The 26,935-nt window shown below is 69.4% G+C and carries 18 protein-coding genes and 1 pseudogene; 7 read left to right on the top strand and 12 right to left on the bottom strand.

Going from position 1 to position 26,935, the window contains the following annotated elements; all coding sequences use genetic code 11:
* Nucleotides 1–19: 19 nt before the first annotated feature.
* Nucleotides 20–523 carry a MarR family transcriptional regulator gene (locus ABZ840_RS11415; protein WP_361556977.1) on the bottom strand — a complete coding sequence of 168 codons (504 nt, stop codon included), beginning with the start codon at nucleotides 521–523 and terminating at the stop codon, nucleotides 20–22.
* 96 nt (nucleotides 524–619) lie between these two features.
* On the opposite strand from ABZ840_RS11415, the gene ABZ840_RS11410 reads away from it, so the two are divergent.
* The 7 genes and pseudogenes from ABZ840_RS11410 to ABZ840_RS11380 all read left to right on the top strand — a co-directional run bounded on the left by ABZ840_RS11410 (nucleotide 620) and on the right by ABZ840_RS11380 (nucleotide 8,958).
* Nucleotides 620–1,639 (top strand): NADP-dependent oxidoreductase, encoded by a 1,020-nt coding sequence (locus ABZ840_RS11410; RefSeq protein WP_361556974.1) that lies wholly within the window; start codon nucleotides 620–622, stop codon nucleotides 1,637–1,639.
* Nucleotides 1,640–1,785: 146 nt separating this feature from the next.
* Nucleotides 1,786–2,214: an organic hydroperoxide resistance protein gene (locus ABZ840_RS11405; RefSeq protein ID WP_361556972.1), complete on the top strand. Its 429-nt coding sequence runs from the start codon at nucleotides 1,786–1,788 to the stop codon at nucleotides 2,212–2,214.
* 528 nt (nucleotides 2,215–2,742) lie between these two features.
* Complete coding sequence (locus ABZ840_RS11400) at nucleotides 2,743–3,903, top strand: LacI family DNA-binding transcriptional regulator (RefSeq protein WP_361556969.1); 1,161 nt, start codon at nucleotides 2,743–2,745, stop codon at nucleotides 3,901–3,903.
* Nucleotides 3,900–5,549, top strand: a complete 1,650-nt coding sequence (locus ABZ840_RS11395; protein WP_361556966.1) for a sugar ABC transporter ATP-binding protein — start codon at nucleotides 3,900–3,902, stop codon at nucleotides 5,547–5,549. Before ABZ840_RS11400 ends, ABZ840_RS11395 begins: the two co-directional genes overlap by 4 nt.
* Nucleotides 5,539–7,508: pseudogene (locus tag ABZ840_RS11390) on the top strand (substrate-binding domain-containing protein). Before ABZ840_RS11395 ends, ABZ840_RS11390 begins: the two are co-directional and overlap by 11 nt.
* A gap of 75 nt (nucleotides 7,509–7,583) precedes the next feature.
* Nucleotides 7,584–8,501 carry a ribokinase gene (locus ABZ840_RS11385; protein ID WP_361556963.1) on the top strand — a complete coding sequence of 306 codons (918 nt, stop codon included), beginning with the start codon at nucleotides 7,584–7,586 and terminating at the stop codon, nucleotides 8,499–8,501.
* A 61-nt stretch (nucleotides 8,502–8,562) separates the two neighbouring features.
* Nucleotides 8,563–8,958 carry a RidA family protein gene (locus ABZ840_RS11380; RefSeq protein ID WP_361556960.1) on the top strand — a complete coding sequence of 132 codons (396 nt, stop codon included), beginning with the start codon at nucleotides 8,563–8,565 and terminating at the stop codon, nucleotides 8,956–8,958.
* Between the two features lie 64 nt (nucleotides 8,959–9,022).
* Here the strand turns inward: ABZ840_RS11380 and ABZ840_RS11375 are convergent, their stop codons facing one another.
* The 11 genes from ABZ840_RS11375 to ABZ840_RS11325 all read right to left on the bottom strand — a co-directional run bounded on the left by ABZ840_RS11375 (nucleotide 9,023) and on the right by ABZ840_RS11325 (nucleotide 26,673).
* The gene (locus ABZ840_RS11375; protein WP_361556957.1) at nucleotides 9,023–9,733 is read right to left on the bottom strand and encodes a GntR family transcriptional regulator; all 711 of its coding nucleotides are present in this window, start codon (nucleotides 9,731–9,733) and stop codon (nucleotides 9,023–9,025) included.
* 19 nt (nucleotides 9,734–9,752) lie between these two features.
* Nucleotides 9,753–10,676, bottom strand: coding sequence for an NAD(P)-dependent oxidoreductase (locus tag ABZ840_RS11370; RefSeq protein ID WP_361556954.1), 924 nt, complete (start codon nucleotides 10,674–10,676; stop codon nucleotides 9,753–9,755).
* Nucleotides 10,673–11,485, bottom strand: a complete 813-nt coding sequence (locus ABZ840_RS11365; protein ID WP_361556951.1) for an alpha/beta fold hydrolase — start codon at nucleotides 11,483–11,485, stop codon at nucleotides 10,673–10,675. Before ABZ840_RS11365 ends, ABZ840_RS11370 begins: the two co-directional genes overlap by 4 nt.
* A 71-nt stretch (nucleotides 11,486–11,556) precedes the next feature.
* On the bottom strand, nucleotides 11,557–12,432 hold the full coding sequence (locus tag ABZ840_RS11360; protein WP_361556948.1) for a UbiA family prenyltransferase: 876 nt from the start codon (nucleotides 12,430–12,432) through the stop codon (nucleotides 11,557–11,559).
* A 48-nt stretch (nucleotides 12,433–12,480) separates the two neighbouring features.
* On the bottom strand, nucleotides 12,481–13,557 hold the full coding sequence (locus ABZ840_RS11355; RefSeq protein WP_361556945.1) for an enolase C-terminal domain-like protein: 1,077 nt from the start codon (nucleotides 13,555–13,557) through the stop codon (nucleotides 12,481–12,483).
* Nucleotides 13,558–13,649: 92 nt separating this feature from the next.
* Complete coding sequence (locus tag ABZ840_RS11350) at nucleotides 13,650–15,383, bottom strand: GH3 auxin-responsive promoter family protein (protein WP_361556942.1); 1,734 nt, start codon at nucleotides 15,381–15,383, stop codon at nucleotides 13,650–13,652.
* A gap of 12 nt (nucleotides 15,384–15,395) precedes the next feature.
* Nucleotides 15,396–16,184, bottom strand: coding sequence for a glutaminyl-peptide cyclotransferase (locus ABZ840_RS11345; protein ID WP_361556939.1), 789 nt, complete (start codon nucleotides 16,182–16,184; stop codon nucleotides 15,396–15,398).
* A 4-nt stretch (nucleotides 16,185–16,188) separates the two neighbouring features.
* Nucleotides 16,189–17,469, bottom strand: a complete 1,281-nt coding sequence (locus tag ABZ840_RS11340; RefSeq protein ID WP_361556936.1) for an MFS transporter — start codon at nucleotides 17,467–17,469, stop codon at nucleotides 16,189–16,191.
* A 116-nt stretch (nucleotides 17,470–17,585) separates the two neighbouring features.
* Complete coding sequence (locus ABZ840_RS11335; RefSeq protein ID WP_361556933.1) at nucleotides 17,586–18,467, bottom strand: alpha/beta fold hydrolase; 882 nt, start codon at nucleotides 18,465–18,467, stop codon at nucleotides 17,586–17,588.
* Between the two features lie 104 nt (nucleotides 18,468–18,571).
* Nucleotides 18,572–24,736, bottom strand: a complete 6,165-nt coding sequence (locus ABZ840_RS11330; RefSeq protein WP_361556930.1) for an amino acid adenylation domain-containing protein — start codon at nucleotides 24,734–24,736, stop codon at nucleotides 18,572–18,574.
* Between the two features lie 119 nt (nucleotides 24,737–24,855).
* Nucleotides 24,856–26,673 (bottom strand): amino acid adenylation domain-containing protein, encoded by a 1,818-nt coding sequence (locus ABZ840_RS11325; protein ID WP_361556927.1) that lies wholly within the window; start codon nucleotides 26,671–26,673, stop codon nucleotides 24,856–24,858.
* Nucleotides 26,674–26,935: the final 262 nt, after the last annotated feature.

Genomic DNA, 26,935 nt, shown 5'->3' with positions numbered 1-26,935 from the left:
AGATTAGAGGCGCGGGGGCTCATCCCGCGTCGGTACGGGCGCCGTCTCCCGTGTCCCGCGCGCCGTCCGCGTCCGGTGTGCCGACCGCGGCGTCGGCCTCGTCCAGGCCCAGCATCCGGCGCAGCAGCTCCTTGAGCACCGTGCGCTCGGTGACCGTCAGGCCGCCCAGGGGCTCGCGGGCGAAGCCGAGCGCGGCCCGCAGCTCCTGCGCGGTGGCCCGGCCCTCCTCGGTCGGCGCCGCGAGCTTGACGCGGCGGTCGGCCGGGTCGGGGCGGCGCTCGACCAGGCCGCGGGACTCCAGGCGGTCCACGATCCCGGTGATGTTCGACGGCTCGCACTTCAGGCGCTGCGCGATGCGGCGCATGGGCAGCGGCTCGCGCGCGAGCAGGCCCAGGACGCGGGCCTGGGCGCCGGTCAGCGCGTACTCGGCGGCCGCGTGCTCGTACTCCTCGTGGTAGCGGGCGACGACGGTGCCGATCAGTTCCACGACCTCAAGGGTCAACGGGTCGGTGCGAGGCGTCATACACACGAGGATAGCGCGTTGCTTGACAACCTGAAATATTCAGGAGCATGGTTGTTTCAGTACCTGAAACATCTTCCGTATCTGGAGGCTCCGGGCATGTCCGCACTCCCCACGACCGGCCGTGAATGGCACCTCGTCGCCCGCCCGCAGGGCTGGCCGACCCCGGCCGACTTCGCCCTGCGCGAGGCGCAGGTCCGTGAGCCCGGCGAGGGCCAGATCCTGGTCCGCAACCGCTACTTCTCCGTCGACCCGTACATGCGCGGCCGGATGAGCACCGCGAAGTCCTACGTCGAGCCGTTCGAGCTGGACAAGCCGATGCAGGGCGGGGCGGTCGGCGAGGTCATCGCCTCCAACGCCGAAGGCTTCGCCGTCGGCGACCAGGTGCTGCACTTCGCCGGCTGGCGCGAGTACGCCACGGTCAACGCGAAGTCCGCGGTGAAGGTCGACCCCGACGCGGCGCCCCTGAGCACCTACCTCGGCGTGCTGGGCATGCCGGGCCTGACCGCCTACGCCGGTCTGCTGCGCGTCGCGGACTTCAAGGAGGGCGACGCGGTCTTCGTCTCCGGTGCCGCGGGCGCGGTCGGCGGCCAGGTCGGCCAGATCGCCAAGCTCAAGGGCGCCTCCCGGGTGATCGGCTCGGCCGGCTCGGACGAGAAGGTCAAGGTCCTGCTGGAGGAGTACGGCTTCGACGCGGCGTTCAACTACAAGAACGGCCCGGTGAAGGACCAGCTCAAGGAGGCCGCGCCCGACGGCATCGACGTCTACTTCGACAACGTCGGCGGGGACCACCTGGAGGCGGCCATCGGGCGGCTGAATCTGCACGGCCGGATCGCCGTCTGCGGCATGATCTCGCAGTACAACGCGACCGAGCCGACCCCGGCCCCGCGCAACCTCGCCCAGATCATCGCCAAGCGCTTCCGCATGGAGGGCCTGCTCGTCGGTGACCACTACGACCTCCAGCCGCAGTTCGTCGAGGAGGTCTCGGCGTGGGTGCGGTCCGGTGAGCTGAAGTACCGCGAGACGTTCGTGGAGGGCGTGGAGAACGGCGTCGAGGCGTTCCTCGGCCTGCTCCGCGGCGAGAACACCGGCAAGATGGTCGTCAGCCTGCCCGCCTGACCGGGACGGCGGGACGCGCCCCGGCGGGGGCCGGGGCGCCGGTCGAGCCCCCTGGCCAACGGGACTCTTGCGGGGGACCGCTAGGCTCGGGGTAAGCCGTCGCGATCGTGGGCGCGAGTCGCGGCGTACGTACGAGAGGAATCCGTATGTCCATCCAGCCCGTCGACGTCGTTTACACCGCTGTCGCCACGGCGGAGAACGGCCGTGACGGCCGTGTCGCCTCCGACGACGGCAAGCTCGACGTCGTCGTCAACCCGCCCAAGGAGCAGGGCGGCAGCGGCGCCGGCACCAACCCCGAGCAGCTCTTCGCCGCCGGGTACAGCGCCTGCTTCCAGGGCGCGCTCAGCGTGGTGGCGCGCCAGGAGAGCGCGGACGTGTCCGGCTCGACGGTGACCGCCAAGGTCGGCATCGGCAAGACCCCGGCCGGCGGCTTCGGCCTCAAGGTCGAGATCTCGGCCTCGATCCCGAACGTCGACGCGGACACCGCGAAGGCGCTGGTGGAGAAGGCGCACCAGGTCTGCCCGTACTCCAGCGCCACCCGCGGCAACATCGAGGTCACCCTGACCGTCGCCTGACGCCGCGCGTCTCCCGGAGCCGCCGCACGCCGAGAGGTGTGCGGCGCCTCCGCCCAGGAGCTCGGCCCTGAGGGGCCGCATCCTGCGAAGGGTCGCATCCCGCACAGGGGTGCGGCCCTTCGGCGTACGTGCACGAAGTGCCGCCGCCCCGGGCCGGTCGGGGCGCCCGGGCCCCGGGCAGCCTCGGGCCGACCGGCCCCCGGGCCGCCCCGCGCCGGGGCCCGCGGCCCTCGCCGATCCAGGGTGCCCGCGAGCCCGTACCCCGTGCGCCCATGTCCCGCGTGCTCGTCCGCCCCGATTCGGGGTGTCAGGCCTGTCGCCGCAACGGCCAGGCGCTCTTCCCGTTGTGCACAGAGGCGGGCACCATGTGTCCGGTGTGACGCAGGCTACTCGTGCGATGTCTTGACGAGAGGGTCGTGAAATCGATTACGTAGGCGCCGCAGTCACGCACGTAATCGATTTCATCGCGGCGGCCGGACCGAGTCCCGGCGTCCGCGCCCCACGGCAGAACGGGATGGCAACGGCGCCATGGCGAACATCAAGGACGTGGCCGAACGGGCCGGCGTGTCCGTCGCCACCGTCTCGCGCGTCCTCAACGGCAACTCGCCGGTCGCGGCCACCCGGGACCGCGTGCTCGCCGCCGTCGCCGAGCTCGGCTACCGGCCCAACAACGTCGCCCGCGCCCTGCGCACCGCCCGTACCGGCGCGCTCGGCCTGATCATCAGCGACCTCACCAACCCGTTCTTCACCGAGCTGGCCGACGCGGTGGAGGACGAGGCCCGCAGCCTCGGCTACAGCCTGGTGATCGGCAACGCCGGCGAGAGCCCGCAGCAGCAGGACGATCACATCCGTACGCTCGTCGACCGGCGGATCGACGGCCTGCTGGTCTCCTCGGCCGGCACCGGCTCGCCCGTGCTGCGCGAGGTCGCCGCGGCCGGCACGCCGCTGGTGCTGCTGGACCGTGCCGTGGACGGGCTCGACGTGCCCTGCGTACGGGCCGACGGCCGGGACGCGCTCGTCGACCTCGCCGCCCACCTCGCCGCGCTCGGCCGCCGCCGCCCCGCGATCATCGTCGCGCCGGCCGGTACCCGCACCGGTGCCGACCGGCTGCGTTCCTTCCGGGAGGCGCTGCGGCCGTACGGCATCGAACTGCCCGACGAGCGGGTCGGCTCGACCCCCGACCTCCAGCACACCGGGGGCCGCCGGGTCATGCGCGGCTTCCTGGACCTGCCGGAGCCGCCGGACGCGGTGCTGGCCACCGACAACCTGATGGCGCTCGGCGCGATGGACGAGCTCCGGGCGCGGGGGCTGCGGGTGCCGGACGACGTGGCGCTGGTGGTGTACGACGACGTGCCGTGGTTCGCGCACACCGATCCGCCGCTGACCGCCATCGCGCAGCCCACCCGCGAGCTGGGCCGGGCGGCCGTCCACACCCTGCTGGCCCGCATCGAGGGCAGGCCCGCCGAATCCGTCCTGCTGCCCGCCCGCCTCGTCCCGCGCCGCTCCTGCGGGGAACCGGACGAGACACTCCGCCCCCGAGCCACGGAGCCCCCCGCCCCCGGCGCCGAAGGCGGCCCCACCTCCACCAACGGTGCCACCCCCAACACCACATCCCCCGAGGACGTCGACCCGTCCTCCCCCAGTCGCGAGACCTCGGACGACAGCCACAACGAGAGGGGCAGCGCATGACCGGCGTCAACGATGACGTACCGGGCGGCCGCGAACTGCTGCGCGTGGAGGGGGTGACGAAGTCGTTCCCCGGAGTGCGGGCGCTGGACGGCGTGGACATGAGTCTGCGCGCCGGCGAGGTGCACGTACTGCTCGGTGAGAACGGCGCGGGCAAGAGCACCCTGATCAAGATGCTCTCCGGCGCCCACCGGCCCGACGGCGGCCGCATCCTGGCCGATGACGGTCACGCCGCAGATGACGGTCACGCCGCCGACGGTGGTCACGCCGCGGACGGCGGCGCGGACCTGCGCGAGGTGCACATCCGCTCCGCGCAGGACGCCGAACGGCTCGGCATCGCCACCATCCACCAGGAGTTCAACCTCGTCCCCGGCCTGACCGTCGCCGAGAACATCTTCCTCGGCCGGCAGCCGCGCACCGCGCTCGGCCTGGTCGACAGGAAGACCATGCGGGCCCGCGCCGCCGAGCTGCTGGCACGCGTACGGCTGGACGTCTCCCCGAACACACCCGTCGCCGAACTGGGCATCGCCCGGCTCCAGATGGTCGAGATCGCCAAGGCGCTGAGCCTGAATGCGCGAATACTGATCATGGACGAGCCGACCGCCGTGCTCACCTCCGAGGAGGTGGAGACGCTCTTCGGGCTCGTCCGCGAGCTGCGCGAGGCCGACGTCGGCATCATCTTCATCACCCACCACCTGGAGGAGATCGGCGCGCTCGGCGACCGGGTCACCGTGCTGCGCGACGGCCGCTCGGTGGCCGAGGTGCCCGCCGCCACCGACGAGGACGAGCTGATCCGCCTCATGGTGGGCCGGGACATCGCCGAACAGTACCCGCGCGAGCGCCCCGAGGAGCCGGGCGCGCCGCTGCTGCGGGTGCGCGGGCTGAGCCGTAACGGGCCCAAGGGCGGGCCGGTGTTCCAGGACATCGGCTTCGAGGTGCGGGCCGGGGAGGTCGTCGGCGTCGCCGGGCTGGTGGGCGCGGGCCGTACCGAGGTCGCGCGGGCGATCTTCGGGGTGGACGCGTACGACGCCGGCACGGTCGAGATCGACGGCAAGGAGCTGGCCCGCGGCGACGTGCGCGCGGCGATGCGCGCCGGGCTGGGCCTGGTGCCGGAGGACCGCAAGGGCCAGGGCCTGCTCCTGGACGCGTCGCTCCAGGACAACCTCACCCTCGCCCGGCTGCACCGCGACACCCGCGGCGGCCTGGTGGACCGGGGTGCGCAGCGGCGCGAAGCCGCTCGGGTGGCGGGCCGGTTGAAGGTACGGATGAGCGGGCTCGGCCAGAGCGTCCGCACGCTCTCCGGCGGCAATCAGCAGAAGATCGTCATCGGCAAGTGGCTGCTGACCGACACCCGGCTGCTGATCCTCGACGAACCGACGCGCGGCATCGACGTCGGCGCGAAGGTCGAGATCTACCGGCTCATCAACGAACTGACGGCGTCCGGCCGGGCCGTGCTGATGATCTCCAGCGATCTGCCGGAGGTGCTCGGGATGAGCGACCGGGTGCTGGTGATGTCCCAGGGCCGGCTGGCCGGGGAGCTGGCGGCCGCCGAGGCGACCCAGGACGCGGTGATGGAGCTGGCGCTCCAGGCCGCGCCCGGGACCACGAACAACGACGAGAGCGCGATGGAGGGCTCCGATGTCCACTGAGGTGAAGACGGGAGCCGCCGCGGAGGCGGTGGGGGAGGCGCCGGCCCGGGACGGCTTCGGACCGTGGTTCTCCCGCGCGGTGCTGCGGAACGGGCCGCTGGGCGGCCTGATCGCGCTGGTCGTGGTGATGGCGGTGCTGTCCGGGGACTTCCTGAACGGGCAGAACCTCCTCAACGTCGGCGTACAGGCCTCCGTCACCGCGATCCTGGCGTTCGGCGTCACCTTCGTGATCGTCTCGGCCGGCATCGACCTGTCCGTCGGCTCGGTCGCCGCGCTCTCCGCGACGGTCGTCGCCTGGGCGGCCACCACCGAGGGCCTGCCGGTCGTCGTGGCCGTGCTCCTCGGGCTGCTGGTCGGGGCGGCGGCAGGCCTGCTCTCCGGCGCGCTCGTGGCGTACGGCAAGCTGCCCGCCTTCATCGCCACGCTCGCGATGCTCTCCGTGGGCCGCGGCCTCGCGCTGGTGATATCCGGCGGTTCGCCGATCGCGTTCCCCGCCTCGGTCAGCAAGCTCGGCGACACCCTCGGCGGCTGGCTGCCCGTACCCGTCCTCGTCATGATCGTGATGGGGCTGATCGCGGCGCTGGTGCTGGCCCGTACGTACACCGGGCGCGCGATGTTCGCCATCGGCGGCAACGAGGAGGCGGCCCGGCTCTCCGGGATCCACGTCAAGCGCCGCAAGCTGGTCATCTACGCGATGTCCGGGCTGTTCGCCGCGGTCGCCGGCATCGTGCTGGCCGCCCGGCTGACCTCCGCCCAGCCGCAGGCCGCCACCGGTTACGAACTGGACGCCATCGCGGCCGTCGTGATCGGCGGCGCCAGCCTCTCCGGCGGCTCCGGCAAGGCGTCCGGCACGCTCATCGGCGCGCTGATCCTCGCGGTGCTGCGCAACGGCCTGAACCTGCTGAGCGTCTCGGCGTTCTGGCAGCAGGTCGCGACCGGCCTGGTCATCGCCCTCGCGGTGCTGCTGGACACGCTGCGGCGGCGGAGCGCGCGGTGAGGGGGTACGCGATGAAGGGGCGTACGACACGCGGGCTTACGACGCGCAGGCGCACGGGAGCGCTCGGGGTGGTGGGCGCCGTACTGGCCGCCGTCGCCCTCAGTGGCTGCGACCGGGGCGGGGACACGGACCTGGGCCTCGCCCTGTCCACCATGAACAACCCGTTCTTCGTGGGCATCAAGGCGGGTGCGCAGGCCGAGGCCGACCGGCGCGGGTTGAAGATCAACATCACCGACGCGCAGAACGACCCCACCCAGCAGATCAATCAGATGGAGACCTTCACCAGCCAGGACGTCAAGGCCGCGATCATCAACCCGGTCGACTCCGACGCCGCCGTACCGGCCGTCGGCGTCGCCAACCGCGCCAACGTCCCCGTGATCGCCTTCGACCGCGGCGTCAACGGCGGCAAGGTCGGCTCGACCATCGCCTCCGACAACGTCGCGGGCGGCCGGCTCGCCGCGAAGACCCTCGCCGAATCGCTCGGCGGCAAGGGCAAGGTGGCGTTCCTCGAAGGCCAGGCGGGCACCTCGGCGGCGCGCGAACGCGGCCAGGGCTTCGAGGAGGGCATCAAGAAGTACCCCGGCATCGAGGTCGTCGCCCGGCAGCCCGCCGACTTCGACCGCGCCAAGGCGATGGACGTGACGACCAACATGCTCCAGGCCCACCGCGACCTCGGCGGGATCTTCGCCGCCAACGACGAGATGGCGCTCGGCGCTTCGAAGGCGCTCGGTGCGAAGTCCGGCAAGGCCGTACGGGTCGTGGGCTTCGACGGCACGCCGGAAGGCATCGAAGCGGTACGGAATGGGACCCTGACGGCGGTTGTCGCGCAACAGCCCGAGCTGCTCGGCAAGCAGGCCGTGGACTGGGCGCTCAAGGCCGCCCGGCACCAGCCGCTGCCCAAGGCGGTCAAGGTGCCGGTGGTGCTGGTGACGGAGAAGAACGCGGCGCGGTTCGACGGATGACCGCGGCGCGGCAGCAGGACACCGGGCGGCGGCACACCGCCGCCCGGCAGTGAACGAAGAATGGAAACGGCGGACGTGGACGCACACAACTACGACTACGACGTGCTGGTGGTGGGCTCGGCCAACGCCGACCTGACGGTCCGGGTGGACCGGCGGCCGGACGCGGGCGAGACCGTGCTCGGTACCGACCTGGTCGAGTCGGCGGGCGGCAAGGGCGCCAACCAGGCCGCCGCCGCTGCCCGGCTCGGCGGCCGGACCGCTCTGCTGGCGCGGGTCGGCGGGGACGCCTACGGCGAGCTGCTGCTGAACGCGCAGCGCGCGGCCGGCACGGACGTCACGCACGTCATCGCCGACCCGGAGGCCCGCACCGGCACGGCGATGATCATCGTCGGCGCGGACGGCGACAACAGCATCGTCGTCTCGCCCGGCGCCAACGCGGCGCTCACCCCGAAGGACGTCGCCGCGGCCCACGACGTCATCGCGGCCGCCGCCGTGGTCTCCCTCCAGCTGGAGATCCCGATGGAGACCGTGGAGGCCACCGCCACCGCGGCCCGCGAGGCCGGCACCCGCGTCGTGCTCAACCCCTCCCCGGCGCCCGAGAGCCTGGCCCCGCAGTTGCTCGCCGCCGCCGACCCGCTGGTGGTCAACGAGCACGAGGCACGCCGGATCTCCGGCGCGGCGGACGGCGGCCCGGCCGAATGGGCCCGCGCGCTGCGTGCGCTCGGCGCCCGCTCGGTCGTCGTCACCCTCGGCGGCGACGGCGCGTACGTCCTGGACGCGGACGGGGCGGCGACCGTACCGGGCGTGCGGGTGACGGCCGTCGACACGACGGGCGCCGGCGACGCCTTCACCGGCGCCCTCGCCACCCGGCTCGCCCGCGGCGAGTCCCTGGCGACGGCCGCGCGCTACGCCGTACGCGTCGGCGCCGCCGCCGTCACCAAGCCCGGTGCGCAGCCCTCCTACCCGACGCCGGACGAACTCCCGGCGGGGTGACCGGGGTGGCTCTGCCGTGTCGTACTGCTGGCATGATCTCCTGCGAGGAAAGGGAGTTGTTATGCAGCACTTCACCCGCTCCGCCGGAGCGCCGCCGGTCAACGGTTACAGCCACGCGGTGACGTTCAACGGACCCATGGTCGCCGTTTCGGGCCAGGTACCGGTGGACGGCGACGGCAACCTGGTGGGCAAGAACGACGCCGAGGCACAGGTGCGGCAGGTCTACGCGAACCTGTCCACCGCCTTGAGGGCAGCGGGCACCGATCTCGCGCACGTGGTCAAACTGACGGTCTACCTGACCGACCTGGGGGACCTGGCGGCGTTCCGCCGCGTACGCGACGAGCACCAGGACGCCGAGCGCCCGCCGGCCTGCTCGCTGGTGCAGGTCGCCGGCCTGGTCCAGCCGGACTTCCGGGTGGAGATCGAGGCGTTTGCCGAGGTGCCGGAACCGCGGTGACTGACGCGTCGTCCCGTGTTCCGCACGGCCCTGAGCCGGGAACAGGGGACGACGCATCCTTCGGTCAGCTTGTGCCGCCCGCCGCAGGGCAGCCGTCGATGAGGGCCCGCTCGTACTCATCGAGGGAGAGGGCCAGTACCTTCCGCCCCGCACCGGTGTCCCCGGCGGCCAGGTGTCTCCACATCTCCCTGTTCTGCCCGAGCTGCCGTTGCCGCAGGCACACGAGGTCGCCGGAAGCGGGAAACGCGAGCTGTAACTCGCCCAGCACGCCCCGCACGAGGCCATTGAGCCGCGAGCTGCCCGCCGCCGATACCAACGCCAGATGGAAATCGGCGTCGGCATCGGCATACGCTCGCCAGGCGCCACCGGCGGCATGCCGCTCGCACCGCTCCAGAGCGGTCTTCGCGGCCTCGAGGCCGGAATGCGCGGAGAGCCGCGACAGGGCGGCGTCTTCGACGATGCGGCGCACCCGGAATATGTCGAGCAGGTCGGCGACGGTCAGGGTGCTCACGAAAACCCCCCTGTTGAGCTCGTGCACCAGAAGCCGTTCTTGGGCGAGCAGCCGGAACGACTCCCTGAGGGTGCCTCGCGACACGCCCAGAGCCTGTCGGATCACCTCCTCCGGCAGGCGGGTACCGGGAGGGAAATATCCCTGCACGATGCGGGCGCGCAGTACATCCGCCACCTGGTCGGTGGCGGCAGCCCGAGTGATGAGGACGCGGTCCGCGGCAAGTCCGGCATGCGGTGTCGTCCCCTGCTGTCCCCTGACGGGCATGGTGTCTTCCCCATTCCTCTCATCGCCCCGACTCTTGCCGCACGACAGCGGCTGCCGCGCCGACGATCCGATCGATCGTCCGGCTCGTCATCCACGCCATGTGCGGGGTGGCGAGCACAGCGGGGTGGGATCTCAGGATGTCGTCGTCGGGCAGCGGCTCGACGTCGTGCACATCCAGGGCGACCCCCGCCACCTTTCCTGCCGCGACGACGGCACGCAGTGCGGCCATGTCGACCAGACCGGCTCGTGCGGTGTTCACCAGCACGCTGTCCTCCCTCAGCAGGGCGAGCTCCGAGGAACCGATCAATCCTCTGGTCCGCCGACCGAGCCGGAGGTGAAGGCTCACCACGTCGCTGCGGGTCAGCAATTCGGCGAGCGGCACGGCCTGTATGCCCTCGGGGACGGAGTCACCACGATCGAGGCGAGGTGACCATCCGACGACGTCCATGCCGATCGCCGAGGCCAGTTCGGCGAGGCGGGTTCCGATCCGCCCGAGGCCGACGACGCCCAGAGTGAGCCCCGCAGCCTCCCGGCCGGGGAACGTCTCCCAGCCGCCGTCGCGCACCGATTGCGCGCCGTGCGGAATGCGGTGGAGGAGGGACAGCATCAGAGCCAGCGTGTAGTGCGCCACGGCCGGTGCGGCCAGGCCCGGAGTGCCGTGCACCCGGGTTCCCGTCTCCCGGGCGGCACGCTCGTCGACACAGGAGCTCGCGGGGCCGGCAACGACGACGAGGGGCGGCCGCACGGATTCCAGTACTTCACCGGTGAGCGGAGCGCCCGCGAAGAAGGGGACGACCACGCTCGCTCCGCGCAGGCGGTGGATCAGCTCGGCTGTGTCGGCGGCGGGAGCTTCATGGATGCGGACCGGCCCCGCATCGGACAACGACCGCGAGAACGCCCGCGCGATCTCGGGCCGCCCCAGACAGTCCGGTACGACGATCACGGTTCGATCCCCCGAATAGCCATTTCCTGCACGCAATGCCAATATTCCGTGCGGACTTCGCTGAATTCCACGTAGTGGCTGTTCGCGGCGAAGGTACGCACCGCCGCGTGGGGGGCGAGACCCCGCATCACTTCGCACGTCCGGCCGATGTGGATGATGCTGTCCTCGGACGGCAGCAACAGCGCCGCCGGCAGCGACAGCACGGCCGACCGATAACTGTCCTCCAGTGCCACGAAAGTGGCACGCGACTGGTGCGTCACCGCACGGAGCATCAGGGGGTCATGTGCCATGAAGGACAAATAGCGCGGCAGTTCCGTGTACTGCTCGTCCTTGAGATTTACCGGCGTCGTTTCCGTACCGGAGAGAAGGCGCATCCGAGCGAGTCCGGCCGGTCCGTGCCGGTGTCGCTGTTGTCCGAGTGCGGGGGCGCAGAATATCGCTCCCGACAGACCGGTCTCCCGGGTCGCGCACAGGGCGGCGAGGACGCTGCCGCCCAGGCTCTGCCCGACGGCCGTTACCGGCATTCCGTCGGTCAGCTCGTGCACCAGGTCGAGCGCGGCGGCGTAATCGTCCAGCACGGTACCGGCCGAGGGGAGATGGCCTCGCGGTCCGCCACTGGCTCCGGAACCGCGGCGGTCCAGTGCGTAGACCTCGATTCCGCGCTCCGCCAGGAAGGGCCCGGTCTCCCACAGCCAGCCGGAGTGGCTCTGGATCCCATGGAGGTAGAACAGCGCCGCCCGGGCTTCGGTCGCGAGCCAGCGGCGCATGACCAGCGGAGTGCCGTCCGCTGCAGTCATTTCGATGAGCATGTCGTGCCTCTGTGAACAGGAGGCCGGTGAGATACCGGTACGTCGTGGTGGCGAGTCTGCGTGACGGGTGTTCATGAGAGGAGAACGGTGCACAGGCCCGCGACATGAGCACCGTAGGCGCTGATGATGAACACACGGAATGCGCGTCGCCGGTTACTCCGCGATCCCTTGCCGAAACGGCTCATGACGGTAGCGCCGATGATGCCGAACCCGATCAGCGTCACCACCGAACCGCCGATGATCCGGGGAGCGGCGAAAAGCGTCGCGCAGAAGAACGCCGCGCCCGTGAGGAGAGCGACACAGAGAATGGCCGCACGGGCCCTTTCCTCACCCCAAAGCACAGGCCACGAACGACGTCCCGCCGCACGGTCGCCTTCGATGTCCGAGAGGTCCTTGACCGGAACACCCACGATCCCCATGGCGAACGACATGGCCAGCACGAAGACGATGATGTCGGCGTTCGGCGCTCCGGCGCCCGTGGCCCAGTAACCTGCCGCGTAGCAGCAGATGCCGGCCAGCACGAGAATGCAGGAGGCGGCCAGCGGATTGCGCTTCGCGTACCAAGGCGGTGCGGAGTACAGCCACCCCAGCAGCAGGTGGGAAATGAGAATGAGGCCCGAGGCCAGGGGCGTCAGCAGGGTGAGACAGACGCTGAGTACCGCCAGCGCGACGGCCACCCTGGTCGCCTGGGGGACCGGCAGTCGACCGGTGGCGATCGGACGCCGCGAGCCGTTGATACGGTCCTCGGTCACGTCCATGAGGCCATTCAGCAGGTATACGAACATGTTGCCGCATATCCATGACGCCAGGGCCACCACCAGCGGCAAGCCGAAGGACCCGTCAGCGGTCGCTACGCCCAGTACGGCCGCTGTCAGGAAGCGGACCACGTACAGCGTCTGGACACCGGGACGGCTTTCGAGCACGCACATGCCCAGCACGCTGAGCATTTTCGGAGCGGCTGGCCGACTCTCTTGCAGAGTACTCATGCATCATTCCTATGATTCGAGAACGAATTCCGGCCTGAAATACGACAACAACTTGGCCGAGGGAACGACCCCGCAGCCGGGGCCGGGCAATTGGTGGACGCGGTGCCGCTGCCGGTCGACGGTGTATGCCGGTTCCGTCAGCGGAGCGGGGAACCACTCGTCCTGCCGGCCGGCCTCCACGGCCACCGCGTCGCCGAGAGCACCGGCGACATGCCGTCCGCACGCCCACAGCGGTCCCACCTCGCCGACGTGCACGCCGACCTGATACTGCAGGCCGTGTGCGCGGGCGAGCGCGGCCATGCGCAACGCTCCCAGTGGTCCACCGCACTTGGACACCCGCAGGTTGACGTGGGTGGCGGCCTCTTCGCGGCTCGCCCGGTGGATGTCGTCGGCGCCGCTGAAGGACTCGTCGAGCATGATGCCGATATCCGCGCGCTGCCGGACTTCCCGCAACACGTCCCACTGCCGCGGACCGGTCGGTTCCTCGAGCCAGGAAACGCCTGCGTCCGCGAGCGACGGTGCCGTGTCGAGAACCACGTCAGCGGTCCACATGCCGTTGACGTCCACCGCGAGTCCTGTCCGTACGGGCAGCAGCTGCGTGAGCTCCCGCACGGTGGCCAGCGTCGCTCGAGGATCCCGGGACGCTTTGACCTTGACGAAACGGAGCGCCGCCCGCTGCTGCGCATCCATGGCCCCGACGAATCGCAGTGGGTCGCGGGAGAGGTCGAGGACCGTGGAGAAGTGGAGCGCGGCTGTGGGCTCCCGTGGTCGGAAGCGTAGCCCCGCCTGCTCGAACGCCTCCCCGAACGTGCGTTGCCAGCGGCGGCAGATGACGTCCAGGAGCGCACCCTCCAACGCCGCGGACGCTGCCGGCCCCAACTGCCGGCACCCTGTCATGTCCGTCAGGGGCCGTGCCGCCAGAGAGTGGACCGCCGCGTCGAAACCGGCCCAGTCGATGGCCGCGGAGAGCCGTCGATAGTCGACGGCGGTGAGGTCCCTGAGCACGTGCCGGGCCGTCTCGCCGGTGACATATGAGCGCGGGGCGGCTTCTCCCCAGCCGATCGCCGAGCCGGTCGCCAGCCGCATCAGTACGGCATCGGATGTGCTGCGGCGTGCTTTGGCGTGGACGAAGGGACGGTGCATGGGAACGCGTACCGCACCGGCGGCAACGGAAGTGATCACGATGCCTGCTCGCGGTACGGTGCCGAGTCGTCACGGACGGTGGTGGAGGCGGCGTGCGGGAAGAGACTCCGTATCTCGGAGAGCAGCGAGGAGTCCTTCTGCAGCCACTGGTGTTTCAGCTGGGCCGGTGAGGCGCCGCTCGCCACCCGGCGGTTCGCCAGCGTCGTGAACGCACCGGCGCCGAGGACCGTGACCTCGGTCCGCGCGATGCGGCCTGACCGGCGCTTCTCGGCGTACTCGATGTTCACCTGCCGCAGCGCGTGATCCAGCCGCGCCGCCAGGTGCGTTGCCCCCGCGTGCCCGGTCCGCGTGGGCAGCTCCACGACGATCTGGTAGCGCGGGGGCTCGCCCCATACGGGTACGCAGGTGAACAGGGGGCAGTCCGACGGCTCCACCCGCAGCGCCCGGCAGACCGCAGCATGGATGTCCGAGTCGGTGAGCTTCTCGCCGGTGAAGGAACTCTGAAAGCCGGCCCGCCCCAGGAACTCCAGCCGCGGTGTCCGGCCGTACCACCCCGCCACTTCGTAGACGTCGCCCACGTCATAGCGGTACAGGCCGTTGGCCTGACTCATCACGAGACGGTACCGACCCCCGGTCTCGAGCTCGTGGGCCTCCAGCGTGGGAGCGTCCGCCGCGAGCGGCGCCCCGTCGTCCAGGTCGTCCCAACTGGCGAACTCGAATATCCCCTGGTCAACCGCGAGCGGGCCCGCTGAGGCATGTCCGTCCACCGGAATGGTGACGATGCCTTCGGTGCCGGTGCAGCTGAAGGGGAGTTGCGCGGTTCCCGGAGCTATACGGTCCAGCCAGGGCTGGTACAGCGCCGCGGACCCCGAATTCCAGCAGACGCGGAGCGACAGCCGCGGCCAGAGGTCGGTGAGCAGCAGACTGCCCCGTTTCCTGCGCGCGGCATCGAGCCTGCGGGCCAAGCCGCGGTCGGCCGGCGCGTCGGCCGCGCTGCTCCCGTGGACCGTGCCGTCGTGAATATCGCGCACCAGAAGATCGGCCCGTGTGTTCAGGCAGTCCGCCAGCGAGGTCATTTTGGAGGGATTCACCGAGACGATCATGCGTACGCCGCGTCCGGCCAACCGTCGCAGCAGGCCGTAGGAGCCGTCGCCGGCGGTTTCCGGGTTCTCGGGGCCGCTGAACCAGGACGCGTCCTGCCACGGTGGCGACCAGTCTTCGAAGCCGCTCGGGACAGGCCGCTGAGTGATGTTGTAAAGAGGAAGCGCGCCCCGGTGGACCGTGGGTACCGTGGGTGTCCAGGAAAGGTCCAGGACGCAGTCACGGGTGATTTCTCGCAACCCGATCCGCTCGAAGTAGAGCCCCCATTGGGAATAGAGCGCGGCGCCTCGGTATTTCGACCTCCAGTGACGGGTCGTCGGCACGGTCTTCGGCCGGCCTGACGTACCCGAGGTCCGCAGCAGTGCATATGGCCGGCCCTTGGTCAGAACACCTTGCCGGCCGGACACGAGCTGTTCCAGGTAACCCTCGAAACCGCGGTAGTCCCGGATGGGAACGGTCCTTTTCCATTCACCGAGGCTCCGGACACGGGGAGAGAGACCGTGATCCTTCGCGAATTGCGTTCCGGTGGCCTGGTGCACGATGTCCTGAAAAGTGCGGTTGATGGCGTCCGTCGGCGCCGCGCAGTCCCCCCGGCGTCTCTCCAAAGCGCGTAACGTTCGCCGTACGAAAGGATCCGGCGCGGCCGTATCAGGTCTTTTTGTGGTCATCCCGTTTCCCCCTCATTGCATGTCGATCTCGTACACCGAGTCCCAGAGCTTCCCGGTGACGTAAGTCCGACGCCGCCGGGCATCATGGGCGATTCCGTTGAGGACGGCCAGATAAGGGGCCACGCTGCGCGATGCCAGCGTCGGATCGGTGTTGATCCCCGTCAGGTCGACGGCGCCGGTCACGCGCCCGTCGGCCGGATCGATGCGGATGAGACAGTCCGTGGTGTAGACGTTCGCGTAGAAGCAGCCGTCGATGACTTCAATGTCATTGATTCCGTCCACTGGTTCGCCGCGGGCGGTGACCTGGACGAATTCCTCCTGACGTCCGCTGTCGGGGTCGACGACGTACAGCATCGACGTGCCGTTGCTCATGATGAGCCGACCGCTGTGGTTCGTCAGGCCCCAGGCTTCGGTCCGGTAGCTGAATTCCCCGACCCTCTCCAGGTCCTGGGCGGTATAGACGAAACCCGTCTTCTCACGGAAGGTCACCTGGTAGAGCAGGCCGCCCGCACTGGCGATGCCTTCTCCGAAGTAGTCCTCGCCCAGTGGCACCCTCTTCAGGACGTTCCCCGACTCGATATCCACCTTGCGCAGCTCGGACGACCCCCAGCCTCCGGTGCTCTCGTAGAGGACGCCGGATTCCGTCACGATCCCTTGTGTGAAAGCGCGTTGATCATGCGGATGCGTGTGCACGACACGAAAGGGAATGCGTTCGCCGGCCCGCCTCAAAAGGTCCGCCGACGTCGAGCTCACCTCGCGGGGGTGCGAACGGTCGCCGGAGCCCTTGCTCCCATGGTTCATTTCCTCATGACCTCCCTTGTTCGGCTACGCTTCCGGCCGCGGGGACCGGGGACGGTCCGTCGGCCGCAGCCGCGGCTCCGCCCCGCCGGGCACGGGTCGCCAGCAGGACCGCGGAACTGATCAGCACACACGCGGCCGCGGCCAAGGGGAGTGCTGTCGTCCCCTGCCCCAGCAGTGCCCCACCGAGAGCACCGCCCAGCGCCTGGCCGACGTAGATCGCCGATGCGTTGAGTGACAGCGCCACGGATGCCTGCGGCCCCGTCGAGTGCAGCAACCGCTGCTGCTGCGCGGGAATGAACATCCACCCGACCAGCGCCCAGGCAGCGATCAGGACGAAGAGGAGAACCGTCCGGGAGCCGGTGTGGCTGCCTTCGTCCCCCGCGTGCGCGAACACCGCGAGCGCACCAAAGACCGCGGCCAGTCCGATCGCCGAGACGGCGGCGACTTTCCGCGGGGACACGTGGTCGATCAGCATGCCGGCGGTGGTGTTGGAAATGAGGGCGCCCAGGCCGTACACCAGGTACACGACGGTCACCATGGCGCCCGTGATTCCACTGGACCGGTCCACGAACCAGGTGAGGTACGTGAGGAGTGTGAAGACCCCGCAGATTGTCAGAGCGGTGGTCACCAAGGTGCTGGGCACCGTACGGACCGTGGCCGTGGCAAGCCGCTCTCTGAGGGAAGCGACGGCGGACGGCGGGGTCGCCGTGAGCGACGTGCCCAGGCCGATGAGGGCGGCCGCCCCCAGGAGCGCGACAAGCACGAACGTCATTCGCCACTGTGAGATGTTGGCGATCAGTGTGCCGAGCGGAACCCCGAGCGCGGTCGCCAGCGTCAGGCCGCCCAGGACCGTTGCCAGGGCGCGCCCACGCTCCTCCGGAGCGGCGAGGGATGCGGCGGTCGCGGTCGCGGCAGGGGTGTAGAGCGCAGCGCCGAGAGCGGACAGTACCCGCGCGACGACCATGACGCCGTAGCTGTCCGCGAGGGCTGCCAGGACGTTGCCCGCCGTGAAGACCGCGAGGGCCGTCAGCAGCACCTTGCGGCGTTCGAAATTGCCGGTCAGCACGGTCAGCACGGGCGCCCCTACCGCATAGACCGCGGAGAACACCGTGATCAGCAGGCCGGCCAGGCCGAGGCCGACCCGGAGGCTGGCACCCACCTCGGGCAGTACCCCACCGATGACGAAGGCGTCGGTCCCCAGGGCGAAACTGCCCAGGGCGAGCAGGAGCACCGGTTTCCGCGCTGCCCCGGTCGGCAGCGCGGCAGCGCGTGGTCGTGTGGCCATGTCGTACTCCTCGTTCTGTTCCCATCAGGCGGCGGGCTTGTTCCGCCGCCGGCGGCGCCCGGGCCGCAGCGCGCCACGCGGTACGCGGCTGGGGCCCGGGGCCGGGGACTAACCGGTCATCGGACGTTGTTCAGAAACTCGACCAGCAGTTTCGCGAGCATGTCGGAGGACTCGAACTGGATGGCGTGCGGAGCGTCGAGGCGGTGGACGACGGGGGGAACGCCGGTGACCTTCTCCCGCAGCATCCTCTCGACACCGTCGTTGTCGACGAGTCGGTCGGTCTCACCGAAGACGGCCAGCACGGGCACGTCGCCGAGTTCGGAGAGCACCGCACGCGACCGGTCGGCCAGCTGGTTCCACACGTCCACCGTGCTCTGGGTGACCTTGCGCAGCTTGAGCTCGTCCTCCATGGCGAACTTCTGCCATGCGGTGTCCGGTGTGAAGTCGCTCGGCTGGAGCGGAACCGGAATGAAGGCGTGCTCCGGCTCGGGCCGTACGCCCAGCGCCTCGACGACCTCCGCCACCGCCTGCATGCTCAGCCGGAGCACGTCACCGTAGCGCTCGTTGAACACGAACCCCGGAGCGATCATGCTCAGGCTGCTGATGACGTTCTGCCCGGCCAGCTCCCCGGCGATGATGGCGGCGATCTGACCGCCGAAGCACCAGCCGGCCAGATGGACCCGTCGGTAGGAGCCGGCGAGAGAGCGCAGGAAGGACACCACGTCCTCGACCTCCCGCGTCTCCGATGGGAGGTGGCCGCGGCTCTCCTGGTTGAGGCCGGACCCGCGCCGGTCCAGTGCGATGAAGGAGCAGTCGGATGCGGCCAGCACCGCCTCGGCGAGGGGGGCCTGCCAGGCGGCGTGGCTGATGCCGCCGTGCAGGATCACGACGACGTCCCCGCCCTCCGCACGGCCCCAACGGCGGTAGTGCGAGAGGTAGCCGTCGGACTGCTGGTGCGTGGCGATCTCGCCCGCGTTCCGGATGAAGGTGTCGGTCACTCGGACTCCAAGGTAGGTGGGACGGTGAGGTGGGACGGCCGTACGGCCGGGTCCGGCCGGGCCGTACGGCCGGAAGCGCCCGGCAGGACGGGACGCGTTCGCGACTACCGCTGCGTTTCGTCGTCGAACAGCAGGTCGGTGATCTTCGTCATGGCTTCGGACGCGGCGTCGACCGGTGCGTCGGGGGCCTCGACCATGCGGTCGATGACCGCGTCGTAGAGCTCGCCGAGCGTTTCCACCCAGGGCTGGGGCAGGAGACGGCCGTCCGCGTTGAGCGTGATCACGATGTTCTGCTGGTGCAGGTCATGGCCGACGTTGGCCAGCAGCGGGAAGTGCGTGTGCTCGAACCACTGGATGTGCTGGAGCGCCTGCTCCCGCGCCACGTCGCCGTACGACGCGAACTGCGTGTAGTTGAAGGTGGCCGCCACGCCGGCAGCCACGCCCAGGTCGTTCTCGATGCTGCGCAGCGGGTAGCGCCGGTACGGAAGGATGCGGCGGTCCTGCGCGAAGGTGCGCTCGATGAGGGAGCGCCACGTCGCCCCCGTGAGGTCGTGCCGGAACGGCACGAAGTTCAGGAACAGGCCCAGTACTTCCTCGGCGCCTTCTTCCTCCAGCCGGCCGCCGGTGAAGACACCCGTGACCACATCGGTCCGCCGCTGCAGCCGGCTCAGGACCACCAGATGGACGGAGAGCATAAGGTGCTTCAGCGGTACACCTGTGCGACGGGAAAGGTCGTGCAGGGCGTCCTGCTTCGCCGGCTCCACCACCAGTTTGGTCTCGCTCCAGCGGGTGCCACCGGCGCCACGCACCGGTCGGGGGAGCGGAGCGAGCTCCACGCCCTCCAGTTCCTTCCGCCAGAAGTCCCGCTGCTGCGATGACCGGCGGCTCTCGCGTTCGGCCGCGACATAGTCGCGGTAGGCGGCCGAGGGCTTGTGCGGATCACCTACCCGGCCGGTCTCCAGTGCCGCGGCATAGAGCCCTACGAGGTCGCGGACGAACAGCGACAGGCTCCAGCCGTCGATCACCGAGTGGTGAAAGCTCAGGGTAAGGGTGAAGGACGAGGCGTCCGTGCGGTGCGCGAAGAAGCGCATGAGAGGCGGACGGTCCCAGGAGAAGCCGGTGGCCTTCTCGCCCTCGAACCAGTGGTCGAAGGCCGCCGCCTGCTCCTCGCCCGGCAGCTGACGAAGATCGAATACGTCGAGCGAGGGAGTGACCGTGTCGTGCACCAGCTGCAGCGGTTCCGGCAGTGCCGCCAGATCGAATGCGGTACGCAGCGTGTCGTGCGTGTCGACCATGCGCTGCAAGGCGCTCCGCAGCAGCGCTTCGTCGAGCGGTAGACCGAGTTGGTACGCGAAGACGTCGTGGTACACCGCTTGTGCCACGTCGGCCTCGTGATGCCGGATCATCTCCAGCTGCAGTGAGGTTGCGGGGTACGCGTCCGACACATGGGCCGGGAACTCCTCCCGGGGCGCGCCGGCCAGTTCGAAGGGGCGGACCCGCTCGACTTCGGCTTGAGGCACCGCACCAGAGGTGAGGTGCGCGGCGAGCGCTGCCGCCGTGGGGTGTTCGAAGACGTCCTGGACGGTGATCTTGATGCCCTGGCGCTTGAGCCGCGCGACGATACGGATACTGGAGATCGAGTCCACCCCCAGTTCGAGGTAGTTGTCGTGCGGCTCGATCCCTGGCAGCCGGAGCACCTTGGCCACGACCTCCGCGACCTGGGCAACGACCGCGGGGTCGACGGCCCCGCGGGCACTCGCGGAGCCCTGCCCTGCGGCTGCTGCCAGGAATCCGTCGAGGTAGCGAGCCACCGTGGCGTGGTCGATCCGCCCCGGGTCGTAATTGACCGTGAGGCCCAGCTCGCCGGAGAAGTTGTCGCGGTGCGCATGGACGACGGCGCCGAAGTTGGTCTGCTCGAAGTAGCGGGCACCGGTGATGGCCACCCCGTCGTCCGCCGAGCGGTAGACGTGGAAGTCGGTGTAGTTGAAGACGCAGTCGAAGAGCTCACCCCGGCCGTCCTGCTTGAGGATGTGGGCCAGCGGGAGCCTGCGGTACGCCACGGCCTCCTGTTCCAGGGCGAAGACGCGCCGGGCGACGTCGCCGGGGTCGTCGTCGGCGCCCGACACGGGGAACGGCAGTGTGTTGAGGAACAGCCCGGCGGCCTTCTCGCCACCGGCGACCTCGGGGCGGCCATTGCTCACCAGACCCGAGACCACATCGGAGCTGCCCAGCAGCTGTGCCAGTACGCGCACGTGCAGCGCGAGCAGTGCGCTCTTCACCGGTACACCCGATGCGGCGGCCAGTTCCCGAATCCTTGTCACCACCGGTTCCGGCAGCGTCCGGGAGCTCGACTCCTGTCGGCCGGGCACGCCACCACCCGCCGCGGGCCCCTCCGACAGCAGGGAAGCGGGGAAGCCGGAGAGCCGGCCGGCCCAGAAGGCAGCGGCTGCCGGATCGTCCAGGGCAGCCTGCTCCAGGGCCACATACGTCCCGTAGGACAGCTCCTCCGCCCCCTGATCCGGCTCGGGGCGAGCCCCGGTGAGCAGCCCCGCATAGGTCTTGCGGATGTCCTCGATCACCAGTGCGACGCTCCAGCCGTCGAGGATGGCGTGGTGGAAGGAGAGCGACAGCGTGAAGCGGTGCTGCGCACGGACGTGGACCCTGAAGCGCACAAGAGGAGCCTGCTCCAGGGCGAATCCCCGGGTCTTCTCCTCGTCCGTCCAGCGGAGGACTGCTGCGTCCTGGGCTTCCTGATCCAGCTGCGTGAGATCGGCGAAGTCCACCGGCGGCTCGGCCTGCGCATGGACCAGCTGCAACGGTTCACCGAAACTGCTGAGGTCGAAGCTCGACCGGAGCTGTGCATGCCGGCGCACCACGGCACGCACGGCGGTCACCAGGTGCTCGCGGTGCAAGGGGCCATCGATGTCGTACGAGAAGATGTCGTGGTAGACGGGCGACTCCTCATGCAGCATCGAGTGGTAGATCATGCCGGATTGCAGGGTGGTCAGCGGCCACGCATCCACCACGGAGGCCGGCAGGTCCGCCCGGTCCTCGGCGGGTACGGTCGCGAAGGGCTCCGTTCCTCCGACGGCCGGCGCCCCCGCGCCGTCGCCCACCGCCCGTAGGCCGCGGGCGAGCTCCCGGATGGTCGGTGCCGCGAAGATGTCCTTCACCTCCAAGTGGTACCCGTGGTCGCGCATCCGCACGGCGATCTTGATGCTGGTGATGGAGTCGCCGCCGAGCTCGAAGAAGTTGTGGTCGATCCCCACAGTTGCGAGGCCAAGGACCTCTCCCCAAGCAGCCGCGAGCGCACGCTCCTCCTCCGTCGCCGCCGGGGCGCTCCCGGCGTCGTCGGTGCCCTGCCCGGCCGGCTGCGCCATCGGATCGGGGAGCGCCTTGCGGTCCAGCTTGCCGTTGACCGTGGTCGGCACGGCCGGCAGCGCCACGAAGAGCTGCGGGACCATGAACTCCGGGAGCTGTCGCTTGAGCGCCTCCTTGGCCGCCGCGGTGCTGAACCGCTCATCGGCCGCCACATACGCCACCAGCATGCGGTTGCCCATGTGCTCGTGCACGATCACCGCACCTTCGCGCACGGACGGAAGCGCCTGTACCGCGGCTTCGATCTCACCCAGCTCGATGCGGAAACCGCGCAGCTTCACCTGGTTGTCGATGCGCCCGAGGTATTCGATCTGTCCGTCCGGGAGGTACCGCGCCAAGTCCCCGGTCCGGTACAGCCGCGACTCGGCGAAATCCTCGAAGGGACCGGCCACGAAGGCCTTCTCCGTGAGGTCCGGCCGGTTGTGGTAGCCCTCGGCCAGCCCGACACCGGCGATGCACAGCTCACCGGGGACGCCGATGGGCTGGAGCCGCCTGTTCCGGTCGACCACCAGCAGCCTGATATTGGCGATCGGCCGCCCGATGGGGACGACGTTGCCCGGGTAGTCCAGGGTGCACGGCCAGTACGAGACGTCGATCGCCGCTTCGGTGGGCCCGTAGAGGTTGTGCAGCGCGGACGGAAGAGACCGGTAGAACTTCTCGACCGTGTGGTAGGGAAGAGCCTCCCCGCTGCAGAAGACCTGGCGCAATGAAGCGCAGTACGTACCGAGTTCCTCCTCTTCGAGGAACACGTTCAGCATCGAGGGCACGAAGTGGCAGGTGGTCACCTTCGATGCGCTGATCACCGACTTCAGGTAGTCGGGATCGCGGTGCCCGCCCGGTTCGGCCACCACGATGCGGGCACCGAACATCAGCGGCCAGAAGAACTCCCAGACGGATACGTCGAAGCTGAAGGGAGTCTTCTGGAGGACCCGGTCCTCCGCGGTCAGCTGATACTCCGACTGCATCCAGGTGAGCCGGTTGAACAGCGCCGCGTGCCGGTTGACCACACCCTTGGGGCGTCCGGTGGAACCGGAGGTGTAGATCATGTACGCCCGCGAGTCCGGCCCGAGGCTCCGGGGCACGGGCTGCTCGTCAGCGGTGTGTGCCGTCAGCTCGGACACCGTGCGCGCCAGGGCCGGCACGGGTGCCAGGTCGGCCAGGAACCTGTCCTGGGTGAGGATCAGCGGCACCGCCGAATCCTCGATCATGTACTGAATACGCTCCAACGGATATTCAGGATCGATCGGTACGTAGGCGAGCCCCGCCTTCATGACGGCCAGGAGCGCCACCACCATGTCGACGGAGCGTTCCATGTACACCCCGACGAACCCCGACGTGTCGTCCGCCTGCTCGGCCAGCAGCGCATGGGCCACCCTGTTGCCGAGGCGGTCCAGCTCCTCGTACGTCAGCGTGCGGCCCCGGAACTCCACGGCGATGGCATCGGGAGTCCGTGCGGCCTGTGCCTCGATGGTGTCCACCACCGTCGAGTCCGGGTACTCCGCTGCGGTGTTGTTCCACCGGTCGAGGATCAGGGCCTTCTCGTCCGGCGGCAGGATCGGGACGCGGTCCACCTCGACGTCGATGTCGTCCGCCAGCTGGTGCAGGAGATGCACGTACTGGTTCAGCATCCGCTCGACCGTCTCCGGGTCGAACAGGTCCGTGTTGAACTCGGCCTCGAACTCGACCGCGTCGCCGTCCTCGGTCACGTAGAGGAGAAGGTCGAACTTGCTGGCTGCCCGGTTGACCGGATGAGCCCGTACCTCCAGCCCGTCGCCGAGCCGCAGCACCTTGCGCTTGCCGAGCAGCGTCATCATCGTCTGGAAGACCGGGTGGTGGCTCGGGTCCCGGTCGACGGAGAGGCTCTCCACGACCTTCGGGTAGGGAGCCTCCTGGTGCTGCAGCATCTGGACCAGGGAACCCGTGGTGTCGGCCAGCAGCTGCCGGTAAGTCATGCTGCCCTCGCCGAAGGAAAAGGGGAGAGGCGCTGTGTTGACGAAGCAGCCAACGGTGCTCAGTTCTTCCACGGTGCTGCGATTGAGGACGGTGGTGCCGACCGTGACCTGGTCCTGCCCCGAGTACCGGTGCAGCAGGAGGGCCCAGGACGCGAGCAGCACGCCGAATTCAGTGCTCCCGCAGGCTCGGTGGCAGCGGTCGATGAGTTGCTTGATCTTCTCGCGGTCGGCTGTGACGGTACGCGTCGCGCCGGTGAAGGTCTGCATCGGCGGGCGCGGCCGGTCGGTGGGGAGCTTCAGCAGCTCCGGTCCGTTCTGCAGGAGACCGTTCCAGTACGCGATGTCCGCGTCGAAGTCGCCCTGCTCGTACCGGTCGCGGAGCCGGTGCACGTAGTCGGAGAACCGGGGTGCCGGCGCGACCGTGAGGGTGCCGGGCTCGCGGTCCTGAGTCAGGGCGATGTACCGCTTGCGGACGTCGTCCAGGACGAGCCCGAGCCCCCAGCCATCGGCCGCGATGTGATGAACCGTCAGCCCCAGCAGGGTCTCGGCGTCATCGACCAGCACGATCAGTGCGCGGATCAGCCGGCCTTCGGCCAGGTCGAACGGGCGGGCGTAGGCACCGTCCAGCAATTGCTGGGCCTGCAGCCGTGCCTGCTCCTTGTCCGGCAGCTGCCGCAGGTCGACCGTTTCGACGAAGTCGGGTACCTCGTCCTTCACCACGGCGCGGATTCCGTCGGCCGTGCCCACGAACGAGGTACGCAGCGCCTCGTGGCGCGCGACGGTCTGCGCCAGGGCCCGGTCGAGTGCGCCCACATCCAGCTGTCCCGCGATCCGGAAAGCCAGCGGTTCGTTGTATACCGGCTCGTCCTGCCGGGACATGTTTTCGATCAGCCACAGGCTTTCCTGCGTATACGACAGCGGCTCACTTGCATCGTTCACGGCGTGCCTCCCCAGGGCATGGCAAATGCTTCGACGGCTCGCGACGGAAAGTGCCGCGCACGGTCGAGGAGAATTGGTCGAGGTTTGTCGTGCGGTGTGCTTCGTGCAGTCGTCGGGCGTCAGCCGGAGATGAGGTTCCGACAGTGCGCCGCGAGGGCGTCGAGACGACGCAGGGTGAAAAGGTCGTGCGGAGTGATGGAAAGGCCCTCACTCTTGGCTTCGGCGATCAACATGAGCCCCGCCATGGAGTCCCCGCCGAGCTCGAAGAAGTCGTCCCGCACGCCTACTGAGGGGACGTCCAGAATTTCCCGCCAGATTCGGATGAGTGTGTTTTCCACCCCATCCGCGCTTTCTTCCGCTTCGGAAGGACCGGCTATCACCGTATGCGGGAGCCGGCTCAGCAGTGCCCGGTCCAGCTTTCCGTGGCGGGACAGCGGAAGTGCGTCCACCGCCCGGAAAAGAGTGGGCACCATGTATGCGGGAAGGTGTTCGGCGAGATGGTCACGCAGCCGGCGAAGGTCTATCGCGGCCGCTTCGGTTTCCAGGTAGGCGACCAATCGGGTGCTGCCGACGACGATGTTCTCCTCGGCGAGTACGGCGGCGTTTCGTACCGCTGGAAATTGCCGGAGCCGCGTCTCGATCTCGCCGGGTTCCACGCGGAACCCCTGGACCTTGATCTGTTCGTCCAGACGGCCCAGGAATTCGAAGGTGCCGTCCTCGTGCTCGCGCACCAGGTCGCCTGTCCGGTAGAACCTGGTGGGCAGTTCCGGGGTCATGGATCCGGGGTCGGTCACGAAGTGCCGCGCCGTCCGGTCGCGGTCGCCCAGGTATTCCCGGGCGACGGCGATACCGCCGATGTACAGCTCTCCGGCCTCTCCCGCGGCGACATGGCGGCCGGACGGGTCCAGCACCCGCGTCAGGATGTTGTCCACGGGCCGTCCGATGGGTACGTACGGCCGTGCGTCGTCCGGCCGGCAGGTCCAGGTCATCACCTGGACCGAGGTCTCCGTGGGGCCGTAGAGGTTGTGCAGCGGGACCGGCATGCGCTCGAAGAAGCGGTTCTGCAGGTCGAGGGGCAGGGCTTCCCCGCCGCAGAACACCTGGCGCAGTGAAGAACACCGCGTGAAGACAGGCTCCGCCAGGACGTGCCGGAGCATCGACGGCACCAGCTGAAGGGTGGTGACGCCGTACTCCCGCACGGCGCGGGCCAGGTAACCGGGGTCCCGGTGCCCGTCCGGCTCGGCCAGGACGACCGTCCCGCCGCTCAACAGCGGAACGAAGAACTCCCAGACCGAGGCGTCGAACGTGTAGGGGGTCTTCTGCAGCACGCGGTCGCCGGGGGTGAAGCCGTACTCGCGGATCATCCAGGAAAGGATGTTGACGACCCCGGCATGCTCGACGACCACGCCCTTGGGGGCACCGGTCGTGCCCGAGGTGAACAGCACGTACACGACGTCCGCGGGGTCCGTCCGGACCGAGGGCGGAGAGTCGGCGTGGTCCCGCCAGGTGCCCAGGTCGTCGAGGAACAGCGGGTGGCAGCTTTCCGGGCACGCCGTCGTGTCCGTCCCGGAGTGCGTGATGAGGACACCGGCCCGGGTCTGCCGCAGGATCGATTCCCGACGGGCGGTCGGCGTATGGACATCGATCGGCACGTAAGCGGCGCCGGCCTTGAGGATTCCCAGAAGGGCAGCGACCAATTCGATGGAACGGTCCAGCTGGACCGCAACCAGAGCGCCACGGTTAATTCCCCGTGCAATCAGAGAATTGGCGATTCGGTTGCTCTGCCGGTCAAGCTCCCGATAGGTCAGGCGATCGGAGCGTAAGCGCACCGCAATCGCATCGGGAGTGCGTTCGGCTTGCGTGACGAAAAGTCTGTGTACGCAGTCGTGCGACGTGGATGAGCGTGCCGCGTTCGCGGCACGCGATAACTCCCCCATCTCCCCCTCCAATGCGGCTCGCTGGTCTACTTACTCCATGAAGGAATAACGAGGATGGGCGAGCCGATCGATTCTTTGTAGCGTGAATCTAACATGATCGATCAGGCGGAGGTCAACGGTTCACTTACAGAAGTGATCTTGCGCAAAATAGTCATATGTACGATTTGCTGGCTAGCGGTGGAGGCTGAATATCGTCTTGCGGCCGCAGGAGTGGCTCACCAGTCGCGCGACGCGACGCGCAAATTCGCCATCCGCGATGTCC

Origin of the sequence: Streptomyces sp. NPDC047117, assembly GCF_040643545.1 — a bacterium.
GTDB lineage: Bacteria > Actinomycetota > Actinomycetes > Streptomycetales > Streptomycetaceae > Streptomyces.
This window is presented reverse-complemented; position numbering and strand designations above follow the sequence as displayed.